General features: G+C 69.9%; 15 protein-coding genes. 6 read left to right on the top strand and 9 right to left on the bottom strand.

The features are described from left to right. The first annotated feature begins 93 nt into the window (after positions 1-93). The 4 genes from ABIC44_RS07965 (at position 94) to ABIC44_RS07950 (ending at position 4,090) form a co-directional block, all read left to right on the top strand. A complete protein-coding gene (locus ABIC44_RS07965) occupies positions 94-387 on the top strand; it encodes an Hpt domain-containing protein (RefSeq protein ID WP_309696322.1) in 294 nt (97 codons plus the stop codon). A 69-nt stretch (positions 388-456) separates the two neighbouring features. Continuing rightward, positions 457-1,641, top strand: a complete 1,185-nt coding sequence (locus tag ABIC44_RS07960; protein ID WP_309701867.1) for a hypothetical protein — start codon at positions 457-459, stop codon at positions 1,639-1,641. A gap of 35 nt (positions 1,642-1,676) precedes the next feature. Continuing rightward, entirely contained in the window at positions 1,677-2,741 is a 1,065-nt protein-coding gene (locus ABIC44_RS07955) for a DUF2336 domain-containing protein (protein ID WP_354294728.1), read from the top strand. Positions 2,742-2,746: 5 nt separating this feature from the next. Beyond that, on the top strand, positions 2,747-4,090 hold the full coding sequence (locus ABIC44_RS07950; protein ID WP_354294839.1) for a sensor histidine kinase: 1,344 nt from the start codon (positions 2,747-2,749) through the stop codon (positions 4,088-4,090). Between the two features lie 42 nt (positions 4,091-4,132). Here ABIC44_RS07950 and ABIC44_RS07945 read toward each other — a convergent pair whose 3' ends face one another. From ABIC44_RS07945 to gltX, 3 genes are read right to left on the bottom strand one after another with little or no spacing between them, the layout of a single operon-like run. Beyond that, positions 4,133-4,345 carry a hypothetical protein gene (locus ABIC44_RS07945; protein ID WP_307099688.1) on the bottom strand — a complete coding sequence of 71 codons (213 nt, stop codon included), beginning with the start codon at positions 4,343-4,345 and terminating at the stop codon, positions 4,133-4,135. Positions 4,346-4,348: 3 nt separating this feature from the next. Then, entirely contained in the window at positions 4,349-5,632 is a 1,284-nt protein-coding gene (locus ABIC44_RS07940; RefSeq protein ID WP_307099687.1) for a citrate synthase, read from the bottom strand. A gap of 2 nt (positions 5,633-5,634) precedes the next feature. After that, positions 5,635-7,071 (bottom strand): glutamate--tRNA ligase, encoded by a 1,437-nt coding sequence (gene gltX / locus ABIC44_RS07935; protein WP_354294727.1) that lies wholly within the window; start codon positions 7,069-7,071, stop codon positions 5,635-5,637. Positions 7,072-7,150: 79 nt separating this feature from the next. Here gltX and ABIC44_RS07930 point away from each other — a divergent pair, with 79 nt between their 5' ends. After that, positions 7,151-9,235 carry a ComEC/Rec2 family competence protein gene (locus ABIC44_RS07930; RefSeq protein WP_354294725.1) on the top strand — a complete coding sequence of 695 codons (2,085 nt, stop codon included), beginning with the start codon at positions 7,151-7,153 and terminating at the stop codon, positions 9,233-9,235. Between the two features lie 16 nt (positions 9,236-9,251). Here the strand turns inward: ABIC44_RS07930 and lexA are convergent, their stop codons facing one another. From lexA to ABIC44_RS07900, 6 genes are read right to left on the bottom strand one after another with little or no spacing between them, the layout of a single operon-like run. After that, complete coding sequence (lexA, locus tag ABIC44_RS07925) at positions 9,252-9,932, bottom strand: transcriptional repressor LexA (protein WP_354294724.1); 681 nt, start codon at positions 9,930-9,932, stop codon at positions 9,252-9,254. A gap of 55 nt (positions 9,933-9,987) precedes the next feature. Then, positions 9,988-11,172 (bottom strand): molybdopterin molybdotransferase MoeA, encoded by a 1,185-nt coding sequence (locus tag ABIC44_RS07920; RefSeq protein ID WP_354294722.1) that lies wholly within the window; start codon positions 11,170-11,172, stop codon positions 9,988-9,990. 54 nt (positions 11,173-11,226) lie between these two features. Further along, a complete protein-coding gene (moaC, locus tag ABIC44_RS07915) occupies positions 11,227-11,694 on the bottom strand; it encodes a cyclic pyranopterin monophosphate synthase MoaC (RefSeq protein ID WP_354294720.1) in 468 nt (155 codons plus the stop codon). Beyond that, the gene (gene trpC, locus ABIC44_RS07910; protein WP_307099675.1) at positions 11,691-12,467 is read right to left on the bottom strand and encodes an indole-3-glycerol phosphate synthase TrpC; all 777 of its coding nucleotides are present in this window, start codon (positions 12,465-12,467) and stop codon (positions 11,691-11,693) included. The genes moaC and trpC overlap by 4 nt, the downstream gene beginning before the upstream one ends. After that, positions 12,464-13,459 carry an anthranilate phosphoribosyltransferase gene (trpD, locus tag ABIC44_RS07905; RefSeq protein ID WP_354294718.1) on the bottom strand — a complete coding sequence of 332 codons (996 nt, stop codon included), beginning with the start codon at positions 13,457-13,459 and terminating at the stop codon, positions 12,464-12,466. Before trpD ends, trpC begins: the two co-directional genes overlap by 4 nt. Next, on the bottom strand, positions 13,456-14,070 hold the full coding sequence (locus tag ABIC44_RS07900) for an anthranilate synthase component II (RefSeq protein WP_307104562.1): 615 nt from the start codon (positions 14,068-14,070) through the stop codon (positions 13,456-13,458). The genes trpD and ABIC44_RS07900 overlap by 4 nt, the downstream gene beginning before the upstream one ends. A 191-nt stretch (positions 14,071-14,261) precedes the next feature. Here ABIC44_RS07900 and ABIC44_RS07895 point away from each other — a divergent pair, with 191 nt between their 5' ends. Further along, complete coding sequence (locus tag ABIC44_RS07895) at positions 14,262-14,696, top strand: hypothetical protein (protein ID WP_309696302.1); 435 nt, start codon at positions 14,262-14,264, stop codon at positions 14,694-14,696. Positions 14,697-14,825 lie beyond the last annotated feature (129 nt).

Here is a 14,825-nt window from a genome sequence, read left to right as displayed (position 1 = left end):
CGTGTCACAATGGGTCGGTTTATCACGTTTGCCGACGGCAGAAAGTCATTTGCGCTGTTCCGTGTCGTGGGCAATCCGGGTAAGCGGCCATGAATGACCTATGAACACGGAACAATCGATTCCGCGCTGGCGGCGGTGGCCGGTGATGAGCCTGCGGTGATCCAGGATTTGCGCCGGGCCTTTGTCGACGGCGTAAACCATGCGGTGGAAACGCTGCACGCGGCAGAGGGCGGGCAGGGGTGGCGCGAGGCGGCGCTTCGCCTGAAGGGGCTGGCGGCCAGCGTCAATGCGCTGCCGCTGATGACGCTGGCCGCGCAGGCGGCGACGCGCGATGCGCCCGATGCCGAACTGCTCGTCCGGATCGGCGAGGTCGTCGCGCGGCTCTGACGCCCGCGCCGATCCGTTCATCGGCGCTCGGGGCTGGCATGGGCCGCGCCAAGCGCCTAACAGCGGGCGATGTTATCCGGCCTTTTATTCGCGATTGACGATGCCGACGACCGTCCCGGACGGTTGACGGCCACCTTGCCGTTCGCGGGCGTGACCCTGATCGAGTATCAGGCGCGGCTGCTGATCGCGGCGGGGGCGGCGCAGATCATCATCGTCGTCGCGCGCCTGACCCCCGAATTGCTCGGCGCAATCGCCCGAATCGCACAGCGTGGCGTGGTGGTCGACACGGTGCGCAGCGCGGTCGAGGCGGCGGAAAAGCTGCATCCGCTCTCGCGCCTGGTCGTGCTGGCGGACGGGCTGATCACCACCGAGGACACGATCGCGCATGTCCTGCGCGACACCGGCCACGACGCGCTGATGGTCGTGCCCGAGGCGGGGGCCGAGCCGGGGCTGGAGCGGGTCGGCAGCCAGATGGCCTGGGCGGGGGTCGCGCGGCTCGATCCGCGTCGCGTCGCCGAGGTGGCCGCGCTGCCGCGCGACTATGATCTGCAATCGACGCTGCTCCGCCTCGCCGCGCAGGCGCGGGCGACGCATATCCTGCTGCCCGCCGATGCGGAGAAGGCCGGGCACGGCATCGTCCACCGCGCCGAGACGCTGGACGCGCGGGGGCGGGCGGTCGTCGCGCGGCTGGTGTCGGGGCGGCGGAGCTGGTTCGATCGCTATATCCTGGCGCCGATCGCCCGGCTGGCGCTGCCCCGGCTGGTCGAACGCTCGGTGCCCGCCCATGTCGCGGGCGGGGTCGGGGGCGGCGCCGGGCTGCTCGGGCTGATCCTGATCCTGACGGGCTTTCCGGGGCTTGGCCTGTTCCTGGCGATGATCGGCACGCTGGGGCTGGGGCTGGGCGAGACGCTGGCGGGGTTGCGCGACGAACAGGGGGCAGCGCGCGCGCTGTCGGCCGCGATCGCGGTGCTGACGGCGCTCGCCATCATGGCGCTGGGGTGGCAGCATTACCGGGCCTGGGCCGACGATCTGGGGCTGGCCATGGCGCTGGTGCTGGTCGTCCTCGGCATACTGGCGGAGCGCGCCGCGCTTTATCGTTTCCGCCGCCGCTGGTGGGCGAGCCCGCCCGCCTATCTGCTGGTGATCCTGCCCGCCACGCTGCTCGGCATCGGCCTGTGGGGGCTGGTGCTGGCCAGCATCTATGCGATTGCGACCCTGGCGTCCGCAATCGAGACATTACGCGCGCAAGTTTAGTGTCGCATTAAGATCAAACGGGTTAGCGGTTCGGAATGGCGGTCGACCCGGACCCTTATCATGCCGTGCATTGGCAGGGCGCGCGATTGTCCGCGCGGGTCGCCTCGGCGCGCGCGCGCGATACGCGGCGGCGGCGGGCGGCGCTGGTCGATCTCGCGCTGGATGACGATGGTCGGTTGAGCGAACGCATCCGGCTGACCGTGATCGCGCGGCTGCACGATCTGGTCGAGGGGGTGGCGCGCGACCTGCGGCACCAGGCGGGGCTGTATATGGAGGGCGAGGTCGCATGGCGCAGCCCCGTGGCCGCCACCGTCGAGCGGCTGCGCCGGGCCGGGCTGCTCGCCGATCCCGAACTGGTGACCGAACTTGTCGCGCAACTGCGCCAGCGGCTGCTGGCCGACGCCCTGCCGACCGAAGCGCTGGCGAGCGACGGCACGAGCCTGCTCGTACGGCTGGCCGAGGCACCCGACCCCAATGTCTCCGATGCCGCGCGGGCGGTGCTGCTGGCCGAGGGGGCGAGCCGGGCGGCCGGGCAGGGGGGCGTCGCACCCTGTCTGCCCGAAGCGCTTCACCGCCAGCTGGTCTGGACCGTGGCCGCCGCGCTGCGTGATGGTGACGACCCCACGCTCGACCGCGCGCTGACGCTGGCGGCGGATCATCTGCTGGCGGCGCAGGCGGACGGGATTCGGCCGGACGTGGCGGCGCGTCGCCTGGCGGCGGCGATCGATGCGCGGGCCGGGGAATTGCCCGATCTGCTGGTCGAAAGTCTGTCCGACCGGCAACTGGGCCTGTTCATCGCCTTTCTCGCGCGCGGGACGGGCATCGACGATGCCGATATGCGCGACATCGTGCTGGAGCCGGAGGGGGATCGCCTCTGGCTGGTACTGCGCGCGCTCGACATGAACCGGGCGACGCTGGGACGGATCGGGCTGGCGCTGAGCGAGGCGGATGGCGCCCGCGATATCGAGGGGTTCGCCGACGCGCTGGACGCGATCATGACGGTGACGGCCGAGGATGCCAGGCGTGCGCTCGCGCCGCTGACCCTGCCGCGCGGGTTTCGCGAGGCGATCGACCGGCTGGACGGGGCTGTCCGCCGGTGAGCGCGATGAGCGGCCCCGGCGAATCGATGGTGGCGCGCGCCATTCTGGATGGCAGCGACCGTATCCTGTCGGCCGACCCGCCGATCGAGCTGCTGCACATCCGCGCGGGCGGCGACTCGTCGGACCGGCTGGCGGTGGCGCCGATCGCAAGGATCGCCCGACTCGCACGGCGGCTGGGCGTCGCGGTGTCGCGCCGGGTCGTCGTCGCCGATGACGAGGGCGATCTGGACCTCTGGGTCCAGGCCCGGCCCGAGACGGGGCAGATCCGGCTGAGCGTCAGCGGCTGGCGCGACCGGGCGGCGTGGAAGCCGCGCGCGACGCCCCCCGATTATGCGACGGCGGGTGCCGACTTCCGCTGGGAAACCGACGCCGCGCTGCGTCTGACATTCCTTTCGCCCGAAGCTGGCCTGCATCATGGCATCGACGCCGCCGCGCTGCTGGGGCGTCCGCTCAGCGCGCTGTTCGCCTTCGATACCGGCGAGGCGGGGTTGTTCAACGAGGCGGCCCCGCTCGACGGACGGGGCGCGCGGCTGGTGCCGACCGATGCGGCGGTCCGGCTGTCGGCGGCGGTGCGCCATGACGGGATGGGCGGCATAGCGGGGCTGATCGGCGCGACCTATCTGGTCGATCCGGAGGGCGGGGACGAGGATCCGGCCGCCATGCTGGGCGATCCGCCGCTGACCGAGAGCTTCACCGCCGGGCTGGACCGTGCGCTGCGCACGCCGCTGGCGCGGATCGTCGCCAATGCCGACAGCATCGCCGCACGGGCGGACGGGCCGATCGCGGCCGATTATGCCGAATATGCCAGCGACATCGCGCATGCCGGTCGGCATCTGCTTGGGCTGGTCGACAATCTGGTCGAGTTGCAGGCGGTCGAGCAGCCCGATTTCACGCTGCCCGCCATGCCGATGGACCTGGCCGACGTCGCCCGCCGGGCGGCCGGGCTGCTCGCGGTTCGCGCCGATGCGGCGGGGGTCCGGGTGCGCCGCCCCGATCCGGCGGAGACCATGCCCGCGACCGGCGATTTCGGCCGTTCGCTCCAGATCCTGATCAACCTGATCGGCAATGCGCTGCGCTATTCGCCGGAAGGCGGCGAGGTGGTCATCGGCGTCACGCGCGAGGAGGAATGGGCTCTGGTCCGCGTCACCGACCAGGGCAAGGGGATCGCCCCCGAGGATCAGCGGCGCATCTTCGAGAAGTTCGAGCGGGTCGATCCGTCCGAGCCCGGCGGCAATGGCCTGGGCCTCTATATCGCCCGCCGTCTGGCGCGCGCGATGGGGGGCGACCTGAGCGTCGAGAGCGTGCCGGGCGAGGGTGCGACCTTCACCTTCGGGCTGCGCGCCCAATAAAAAGGGCTCCCGAAGGAGCCCTTTCCTGTCGTCGCTATCCATTCAGCGCCGCCGCCGGGGCAGCCTGCGCGCGATCAGGATCATCAGCAATCCCGCCACCGCGACAAAGGCCCCGCGATCGGCCCACTGGCCCTGGCCGAGCATGAAGCTCTGTTCGGGCCAGTGGATATAGCCCAGCCCCTGACCGATCCATAAAAGCCCGGTCAGCGTCAGCATGACACCGATGGCGATCAGGATCGGCCGGAACCGGTTCATGGCTTAGCGCTGCTCGACCGGAACGTACGAACGCTGCGTCGGGCCGGTGTACAGCTGACGCGGGCGGCCGATCTTCTGGTCGGGATCGGTGATCATCTCGTTCCACTGCGCGACCCAGCCGACGGTGCGGGCGAGCGCGAACAGAACGGTGAACATCTCGGTCGGGAAGCCGATCGCCGACAGGATCACGCCCGAATAGAAGTCGACGTTCGGGAACAGCTTCTTCTCGACGAAATAATCGTCGCTCAGCGCGATCTCTTCGAGGCGGAGCGCCGTCTCGAACAGCGGATCGTTGACCTTCAGCGCGTCGAACACTTCGCGCACGGTCTTCTGCATCACGGTCGCGCGCGGATCGTAGTTCTTGTACACGCGGTGACCGAAGCCCATCAGGCGGAACGGATCATTCTTGTCCTTGGCGCGCGCGATGAATTCGGGGATGCGATCGGGCGTGCCGATCTCGCGCAGCATGTTGAGCGCGGCTTCGTTCGCGCCGCCATGCGCCGGGCCCCAGAGGCAGGCGATACCCGCCGCGATGCAGGCGAACGGATTGGCGCCCGACGAGCCCGCCAGACGGACGGTCGAGGTCGAGGCGTTCTGCTCGTGATCGGCGTGCAGGATGAAGATGCGGTCCATCGCCTTTTCGACGGCCGGGTTCACCTCATACGGCTCGGCGGGGACGCCGAAGGTCATGCGCAGGAAGTTGCCGGTGTAGGACAGCGAGTTGTCCGGGTACAGGAAGGGCTGGCCCACGCTGTACTTGTACGCCATCGCCGCGATCGTCGGGATCTTGGCGATCAGGCGGTGCGAGGCGATGGTGCGCTGCACCGGGTCATGGATGTCGGTCGAGTCGTGATAAAAGGCCGACAGCGCGCCGACCACGCCGCACATGATCGCCATCGGGTGCGCGTCGCGGCGGAAGCCACGGAAGAACGCCGCCAGCTGCTCATGCACCATGGTGTGGCGCGTGATGGTGTTGGTGAAACCCGACAGCTCGTCCTGGTTCGGCAGTTCGCCGTTCAGCAGCAGATAGGCGACTTCCATGAAGCTGCTATTCTCGGCCAGCTCGCCGATCGGATAGCCGCGATGGAGCAGCACGCCCTCGTCGCCGTCGATATAGGTCAGCTCCGACCGGCACGAGGCGGTCGAGGTGAAGCCGGGGTCATAGGTGAACGCGCCGGTCTGTGCATAGAGCTTGCGGATATCGACCACGTCCGGGCCGATCGAACCCGACATGACCGGATAGTCGAACTCTTTGCCTGCGATGTTGAATTTCGCGGTGTCGCTCATGCTCAATTATCCTTCCTATCTGCGGTCATCTGGTCCGCGATCCGACCCAGGCTTTCTTCACGGCCCAACAGGCTGAGCACGTCGAAGATCCCCGGTGACGTCTTGCGTCCGGTCAAGGCAGCGCGGAGCGGCTGGGCGACCTGGCCGAGCTTGACGCCCTCTGCCTCGGCCACCTTGCGTACCGCGTCTTCCAAAAGCTCCGTATCCCAGTTGTGCACCGCGTCAAGCGCGGTGTGTACGGAAAAGAGAATGTGCCGTGCCTTTTCATCGAGAAGACCGGCGGCGGCATCATCCATGGTCAACGGACGGGTCGCGAAAAGGAACCGCGCGCCATCGGCCAATTCGTTCAGATTGGTGGCGCGCGGCTTCAGCGAGGGCATCGCGGCGGTCAGCAGCGCGACGTCCTCCACGCCCATGCGGCCTGCGGTCAGCGCGGCGAGGCGCGCGTCGTCGGCTTCGCGGATATAATGGCCGTTGAGATTTTCCAGCTTCTTCAGGTCGAAGCGCGACGGCGCCTTGCCCACGGCGGCGAGGTCGAACCACTTCACCGCTTCGTCCCGCGCGATGATCTCGGCATCGCCATGACCCCAGCCCAGGCGGAGCAGATAATTGTCGAGCGCTTCCGGAAGGATGCCCATCTCGTCGCGATACGCCTCGATCCCGACCGCGCCGTGACGCTTGGACAGCTTGGCGCCGTCCGATCCGTGGATCAGCGGGATATGCGCATAGATCGGCTCGGCCCAGCCCATCGCCTTGTAGATGGGCAGCTGGCGGAAGGCGTTGTTGAGGTGATCGTCGCCGCGGATGACATGGGTCACGCCCATGTCATGGTCGTCGACCACCACCGCCAGCATATAGGTCGGCGTGCCGTCCGAGCGGAGCAGGACCAGATCGTCCAGCTCGGCATTCTGCACGGTGACGCTGCCCTGCACCCGGTCCTCGATCGTGACCGCCCCTTCGCGCGGGGCGCGCAGGCGGACGACGAAGGGCTGGCCCTCGGGCGCGGTCGCGGGATCGGCGTCGCGCCAGGGCGAGCGGATGCGCAAAGGCTGCTTGGCGGCCTGCGCCGCCTCGCGCTGGGCGGCGATCTCTTCCTGCGTCATGTAGCAGCGATAGGCATGGCCCTTGGCCATCATCTCGTGCGCCACCTCGGCATGGCGGTCGGCGCGGGCGAACTGGAACACCGCCTCGCCGTCCCAATCCAGGCCCAGCCAGCGCATGCCGTCCAGGATCGCGTCGATCGCGGGCTGGGTCGAGCGGGCGCGGTCGGTATCCTCGATGCGCAGCAGGAACTTGCCGCCATTCGCCTTGGCGAACAGCCAGTTGAACAGCGCGGTGCGCGCGCCGCCGATATGGAGGAAGCCGGTCGGCGAGGGCGCGAAGCGGGTGACCACTTCGCCTGCGGCCGACCCGGTGGCGATATCATCTGTTGCGCTCAACCGCGCATACTCCCAATCATGAATTTCGATGGCCTATTCAGCCGCCGCAGCCCCTAGCATCAAGCGCGGCCCTCGCCAAATGCCGCGCTGGACGGCGTTGGAACTTTGGGCGGAACGCGAGCGGACGCAGCTGGCGCTGTGGATGCCGGTGGCCTGGGGGCTTGGCATCGCCTTGTGGTTCGTCCTGCCCGATCCGCACGGCTGGGCGGCGTTGATCTGTGTGGCGGGCGGGGTCGGGCTGGCGGCGTTCACCCTGTCCGGGGGCGGTCGCGTGACGCGCGCTATCGGCATGGCTGCGCTGCTGGTCGGCGGCGGTGCGGCGCTGGCCTGGGCGCGGGCCGAGTCGGTGGCGGCGCCGGTCCTGACCCGCCCGGTGCTCGCGACCATGACGGGCGCGGTGGAGGGCATCGACCGGCTGGCGGCGCGCGGGCTGATGCGGCTGATGCTGAAGCCGTCGAAGGCCAGCGACGGGCGCGGGCGGGCGATGACGCTGCCGCCCCATGTCCGGGTGTCGCTGCCCATCGAGGATGTCCCGGCCGGTCTGGGGCGCGGGGCGATCGTCCGCCTGCGCGCGCGACTCATGCCGCCTGCCGGACCCATTGCGCGCGGCGGCCATGACTTTGCCCGTGCCGCCTGGTTTCAGGGGATCGGCGCGACGGGGCGTGGCTTCGCGCCGGTCGAGGTCCTGCGGCCATCGAGCCGGGGGGTGGGGCTTCGCCAGCGGCTGTCGTCCCATATTTCCGCACAGATCGAGGGAAGTGTGGGTGGTATCGCAGCCGCGCTCGCAACCGGCGATGTCGGCGGCATCGGCGAGGCGGATGCCGAGGCGATGCGCCGGGCGGGGCTCGCGCATCTCCTGTCGGTCAGCGGGCTGCACATCACGGCGGTGGTCGGGATCGTCATGGTCCTGACGATCCGGCTGCTCGCGCTCTGGCCGTGGCTGGCGCTGCGTGTGCGGTTGCCGCTGGTCGGGGCGCTGGCGGGTGCGGTCGCGGCGATCGGCTATACCGCGCTGACGGGGGCGGAGGTGCCGACGATCCGGTCCTGTGTCGCCGCCATGCTGGTGCTGGCGGCGCTGGCGCTGGGACGCGAGGCGATGACGCTGCGGCTGGTTGCGGCGGGGGCGTTCATCGTGCTGCTCTTCCGGCCCGAGGCCCTGATGGGGGCGAGTTTCCAGCTGTCCTTCGCGGCGATCACCGCCATCGTCGCGCTGCACGAACATCCCGCGATGCGGCGCTGGTTCGGCCCGCATCCCGACTGGCGCTGGTCGGCGGCGCGGCAGCTGGGGGCGTTGCTCGTCACCGGGCTGGTGGTCGAGGCGGCGCTGATGCCGATCGCCATCTATCATTTCCACAAGGCGGGGCTGTACGGTGCCTTTGCCAATATCGTCGCCATTCCCTGGACGACCTTTGTCGCCATGCCGCTGGAGATGCTGGCGCTGCTGCTCGATCCCGTGGGGCTGGGCGCGCCCTTCTGGTGGCTGCTCGGTCATGCGCTGGGGGCGCTGCTCTGGCTGGCGCGGCAGGTGGCGGCGATGCCGGGGGCAGTGATGGCGCTGCCGGTCGCGCCGGACGGGGCCTTCGCCGTGACGATCCTTGGCGGACTCTGGGTGGCGCTGTGGCGGACGCGGTGGCGATGGCTGGGCGTGCCGGGCGTGGCGATCGGCGTGATCGCCATGCTGGCCGCGCCTGTGCCCGACCTGATCGTGACCGGCGACGGTCGCCATGCCGCGATCCGCACCGGCGGCGGCATGGCGCTGCTGCGGGAGCGGGCGGGGGATTATGTCCGCAATGCGCTATCCGAAATCGGCGGCAGCGACGATGCACCGCTCGCGCTGGTCGACCAGGCGGAGGCGCGGTGCGGCGCCGATATCTGCCTGACCCGGATCATGCGGGACGAGCGCGTCTGGCGGGTGGCGGCGACCCGGAGCGGCTATACGCTGCCCTGGGCCAGCCTGATCGCGCTGTGCGACCGCGTCGACATCATGATCGCCGACCGGCGGCTGCCCGAGGCGTGTCGCCCGCACTGGCTGAAACTCGATGCCCCGGCCTTGCGCCGCAGCGGCGGCGTGACGATCCGGCTGTCGGGACCGGTCGCCGAAACCGCGCGGAGGCCGGGGGACAGGCACCCCTGGATCGTGGCGAGCGAGGCGCGTGGCCGCTGACCCGCTCGCCCCCTTGTCAATCGTAGCGGCGCAGAATGCCCGACAGCTTGCCCTGCACCCGCACCTGCGCGGGCGCGTAACGCTGCGGATCATAGGCGCGGTTGGCGGGGTCGAGCCGGATCATCGAGCCTTCGCGCCGGAAATATTTCAGCGTCGCCTCCGCCTCGTCGATCAGCGCGACGACGATCTGGCCGTCACGGGCGATGTCGGTGCGGCGGATCAGCGCATAGTCGCCGTCGAGGATACCCGCCTCGACCATCGAATCGCCCGACACTTCCAGCGCATAATGCTCACCCGTGCCGAGCAGGGCGGCGGGGACGGCCAGGGTCGAGCTGCCCTCGAACGCCTCGATCGGGACGCCCGCGGCGATACGGCCGTGCAGGGGGATCTCGACCACGTCATTGGCGGGCTCGGCGACCGGCTTCGCGGCGGGCGGACGCGCATCGGCCGCGCTGGGGGCGGCCGCGACCGGCTTTTCCGGCCGATCGGGCATCCGCAGCACCTCCAGCGCACGGGCGCGATTGGGCAGGCGGCGGATGAAGTTGCGTTCCTCCAGCGCGGAGATCAGGCGATGGACGCCCGACTTGGACTTGAGGTCCAGCGCCTCCTTCATCTCCTCGAAGGAGGGCGAGACGCCGGTTTCCCGCAAACGGTCGTTGATGAAGCAGACAAGCTCATGCTGCTTTGCGGTGAGCATCGCGATCCTCCGTCCAGAACAGACGTGGAACTTATATGGAACGGAAAGGCTTGCGTCAAGCGAGCATCAGGATTTCCGCCGAGTCGCCCGCACGGGCCGGGGGCGCGTGCGGCGGGCGGATCACCAGGCACGTCGAACGCGCCAGGGTCAGCAGCATCGAGCTGTCCTGGATGGCCGCCGCATGGATGCGCCCGTCGATCATCGCGGCGCGCAGATAGTCGATGCGCGGACCGTTGGCGGGCAGATCCTCGCCCAGAATGGCGGGGATCGCGCTGGGGAAGGGATCGCCCGCGCCCGCCATATGCGCGACCAGCGGCTTGACGAACAGGATCGCGGTCACGAAGGCCGACACCGGATTGCCGGGCAGCCCCAGCACGACCATGTCGTTCAGCCGCCCCGCCATCATTGGCTTGCCGGGGCGGAGCGCGATCCGCCAGAAATCGATGCTGCCGCCCGCCGCCTTCAGCGCGGGCTGGACCAGATCATGATCCCCCACCGATGCCCCGCCGGTCGTGACCAGCAGGTCGGCCGCGACCCCGGCAAAGGCATCGCGCAGCCGTTCCAGATTGTCGGGCAATATGCCCAGGTCGATGATCTCGACGGGGAGGTCGGCGAGCAACGCGGCCAGCATCACGCCGTTCGACTCTGGCAGGGCGTCGGCATCCCCTTGGCCGGGGGGCACGAGTTCGTCGCCGGTCGCGGCGATCGCGATCCGGACGCGCGGACGGACGGGCAGGGTGCCATGGCCGCCGGTCGCCGCCACCGCGATCCGCGCGGGCGTCAGCCGCTGCCCCGCCGCGATCAGCCGGTCGCCCTCCGCAAAATCCAGCCCGCGCCGCCGGACATTGCGCCCGCGATGCGCCGGGCCTTCGCCGGTCAGGGTCAGCGTCCGGTCCTCGCGCCCCGCTTCTTCCTGGACCAACACCGTGTCGGTGCCCGGTGGCAGCGCGGCGCCGGTGAAGATGCGCGTCGCCTGTCCGGCCTCGACCGTCTCCGGAAAGGGGCGCCCGGCGGCGCTTTCGCCGATCACCGTCCACGGCCCCGGCATGTCGTCGAAGCGGATCGCATAGCCGTCCATCGCCGACAGGTCGCGCGACGGTTGGGTCCGCTGCGCCAGCACGTCCCGCGCTGCCCAGCGCCCGGCGGCGTCGCGCAGGGCGAGCTCGATGACGGGCCGGTCGGGGGCGAGCGCGAGCAGGCGCTGTTGGGCTTCGGCAACGGGTAGAAGAATGGCGGTCACTCCTGTTGGCGACAAGACGCGTCGTCGGCGCTGGCGTTCCCGCAGGCGGGCCGGTCAGGCGTGCCAGTCACCCGACTTGCCGCCGGTCTTGGAAAACAGGCGAATATCGCCGATCGTCATGCGCTTATCGAGCGCCTTGGCCATGTCATAGACGGTCAACAGCGTGACCGACACGGCGGCCAACGCCTCCATCTCCACCCCGGTCTGGCCCGCCGTGGCGGCGGTGGCGGTCGCGGTCACGCCTTCGGCATCCAAGGTCAGTTCGATCTCGACCTTGCTGAGCGGAAGCGGGTGGCAGAGCGGGATCAGGTCGCTGGTCTTCTTGGCGGCCATGATCCCGGCGACCCGCGCGACGGCCAGCACGTCACCCTTCTGGACGCTGCCCGCCGCGATCGCAGCGGCGGCCTCGGCCGACATGGTGATCCGTCCCTGCGCCACCGCCTGCCGGGACGTCACCGCCTTGGCCCCGACATCGACCATCCGCGCCGATCCGGTCTCGTCCAGATGGGTGAGGCCGGTCATCCGATCAGTTCGCGGGTCGCCGCCTCGACATCCTGCTGGCGCATCAGCGCTTCGCCGATCAGGAAGCAGTGAATGCCATGCTCGGCCATCGCGTCGAGATCGGCGCGCGTCGTCAGCCCGCTCTCGGCGACGAAGGTGCAACCCTGCGGCGCGCGCCCGACTAGTTCGTAGGTCCGCTGAAAATCGACCGAGAAGTCCCTGAGATCGCGATTGTTCACCCCGATCAGCCGCGACTTCAGCCGGGCGGCGCGTTCCATCTCGGCGGCGTCGTGCACCTCGACCAGCGCGTCCATGCCGCACTCGATCGCGGCGGCCTCGATCTCCTGCATCTGGCCGTCGTCCAGCGCGGCGACGATGATCAGGATGGCGTCGGCCCCCAACGCGCGGGCCTCATGCACCTGCCAGGGATCGACCATGAAGTCCTTGCGCAGTACCGGGATCGACACCGCCGCGCGCGCCTGTTCCAGAAACAGGTCCGCCCCCTGGAACCAGCGTTCGTCGGTCAGCACCGACAGGCACGCCGCGCCCCCGGCCTCATAGGCGCGGGCATGGGCGGGGGGATCGAAATCGGCGCGGATCAGGCCCTTGGACGGGCTGGCCTTCTTCACCTCGGCGATCAGCGCATGGCCGGTCTTGGCGTCGAGCGCGGCGCGAAAGCCGCGCGGGGCGGACACCGTGTCGATCTTGGCGTCGAGATCGGACAGCGACATCGTCGCCTTGCGCGCGGCGACATCGGCGCGCTTGGTTTCCAGGATGCGGTCGAGCATCGTCATCGGTAAGCAATCCATCGATCGAGAAGCGCCGAAGCCTCGCCGGTATCGATCGCGCGGGCAGCGGCCACGGCCCCCTGGGCCAGATCGGCGCTATGCCCCGCGACCAGCAAGGCGGCGGCGGCGTTGAGGAGAACCGCGTCGCGATACGCGCCCGGCTCTCCGGCGAGAAGGCGGCGAAGCGCCTCGGCATTGTGCCGAGCGTCGCCGCCGCGAATGGCGGTGATGGGATGGCGGGGCAGCCCCGCATCCTCGGGCGTGATCGTCGCGGGCGCGGCGACATCGCCGACCGACACCGCGATGCTGGGCCCGGCGCCCGACAGTTCGTCCAGCCCTTCCTCACCCGACACGACCAGCGCCGCCGTCGCGCCCAGCTGGTCCAGCGCCTCGGCATAGACCGACGCATAGTCGGGCCGCGCGATGCCGATCAGCTGGCGGCCGACATGCGCGGGATTGGCGAGCGGGCCCATCAGGTTGAAGATCGTCCGCCGCCCGATCCGCCGCCGGATCGGGGTGATCCGCGCCATGGCGGGGTGGTGGTTGGCGGCGAAGAGGAAGGCGATGCCGATATCGCTCAGGCTGGCCTGTGCCACCTGTCCGGCGCGCTCCATGTCGAGGCCCAGCACCTCCAGCGTGTCCGCCGCGCCCGCCTTGGACGAGGCGGCGCGGTTGCCATGCTTGGCGACCGGCACGCCGAGCGCCGCCACGACCAGCGACACGGCGGTCGAGACGTTGAGCGTGTGATGCCCGTCGCCACCCGTCCCGCATACGTCGATCGTGCCGGGCGGCGCCGTGATGGGGATCAGCCGCTCGCGCATGGCCCGCGCGGCCTCGGCGATCTCGATCGAGGTCTCGCCGCGCTCGGCCAGGTCGGTCAGGAAGGTCGCTGTCGCCTCGTCGCCCGCGCGACCGTCGAGAATGTCGGCAAAGGCCGCATAGGCCGTCTCGCGCGACAGCGGGCTGACGGGATCGGGCAGCAGCGCGATGGTGGTCACGCGGGCGTCTCGACCGGCGGACGCAGCCGCTCGGGCAGGTCGTGCGCCACGCCCGCTTCGCGCAGGAAATTGGCGAGCATCGCATGGCCATATTCGGTGGCGATGCTTTCCGGGTGGAACTGGACGCCGTGGATAGGCAGCGTGGCGTGGCGGAAGCCCATCACCGTGCCGTCCTCGGCGCGGGCATTCACCACCAGGCTGTCGGGCACGTCGTTGACGATCAGCGAGTGATAGCGCGTCGCGGTGAAGGGCGAGGGCAGGCCCCGGAACAGCCCGGTACCGTCATGATGCACGGGCGAGGTCTTGCCGTGCATCAGCCCGCCGCGCTGGACCAGCCCGCCGAAATGCTGGCCGATTGCCTGATGACCGAGGCATACGCCCAGCAGCGGACGGCCCGCATCGGCGGCGGCGGCGACCAGGTCCAGGCTGACGCCCGCCTCGGTCGGGGTGCAGGGCCCCGGGGAGATGAGAAAGGCTTGCGCCCCCGACGAGAGCGCTTGGCCCGCCGAGATCGCGTCGTTGCGGACCACCTCCACCTCGCTGCCCAATTCCTGAAGATAATGGACGAGGTTCCAGGTGAAGCTGTCGTAATTGTCGACGACCAGGATCATGATCCCGCCATAGCCGATCGCACGGATGGTGCAACGCCCGCCGCGCCGCACCGGGCGGCCGGAGGTGCGAAATTGTCGGGCCGCGCGACACATGGCCCTAAATTTGCCGGAATTCGGCCGTGGGGAGAGGCCGTTCAGCGTGGAGCCATGCGCGGCGTTCGACGTTGTCGTCTCAAAGGAGTTTCGTCGCCATGGTTCGTGCCGCCCTGATCGCCGCCCTGCTGTTGACCCCCGGCGCGGCGCTTGCCCAGCAAGCGGGGCAGGATGCGCAGGCCGCCTCCGGCCAACCGCCCAAGCGGGTGCGCCAGGTGACGCTGACGGGCGACCAGAAATGTCCGCCCAGCACGTCCGAAGAGGTGGTGGTCTGCGGTCGCGTCGACGAGCCCTACCGCATCCCCAAGGCGTTGCGCGACGACAAGCCGATCCCCGCGCAGAACCAGAGCTGGGTCAACCGTGCCGCGACGATCGATCAGGTCGGCAGGGTCGCGGGGGGCATCCCCGACACCTGCTCGCCGGTTGGCACCGGCGGGCAGAGCGGGTGCAGCATGACCTGGAACCGCCAATATTCCGACGAACGCCGCGCCCGCCGCGCCGAGGCGACCCCGCCGTCCGCCGACGGGCAATGAGGGCGGTGGCCTAGGGCCGATGGACGTGCGGGATTGCGTCTTCTTCCCTCTCCCCTGGACAGGGGAGAGGGTTAGCGAAGCTTGCCAGCCTGCTGGCTAGCGCAGCTTGGGTGAGGGGTTGAGCGAGCC

It is taken from the genome of Sphingomonas sp. 1185 (assembly GCF_040544655.1).
GTDB lineage: Bacteria > Pseudomonadota > Alphaproteobacteria > Sphingomonadales > Sphingomonadaceae > Sphingomonas.
This window is presented reverse-complemented; position numbering and strand designations above follow the sequence as displayed.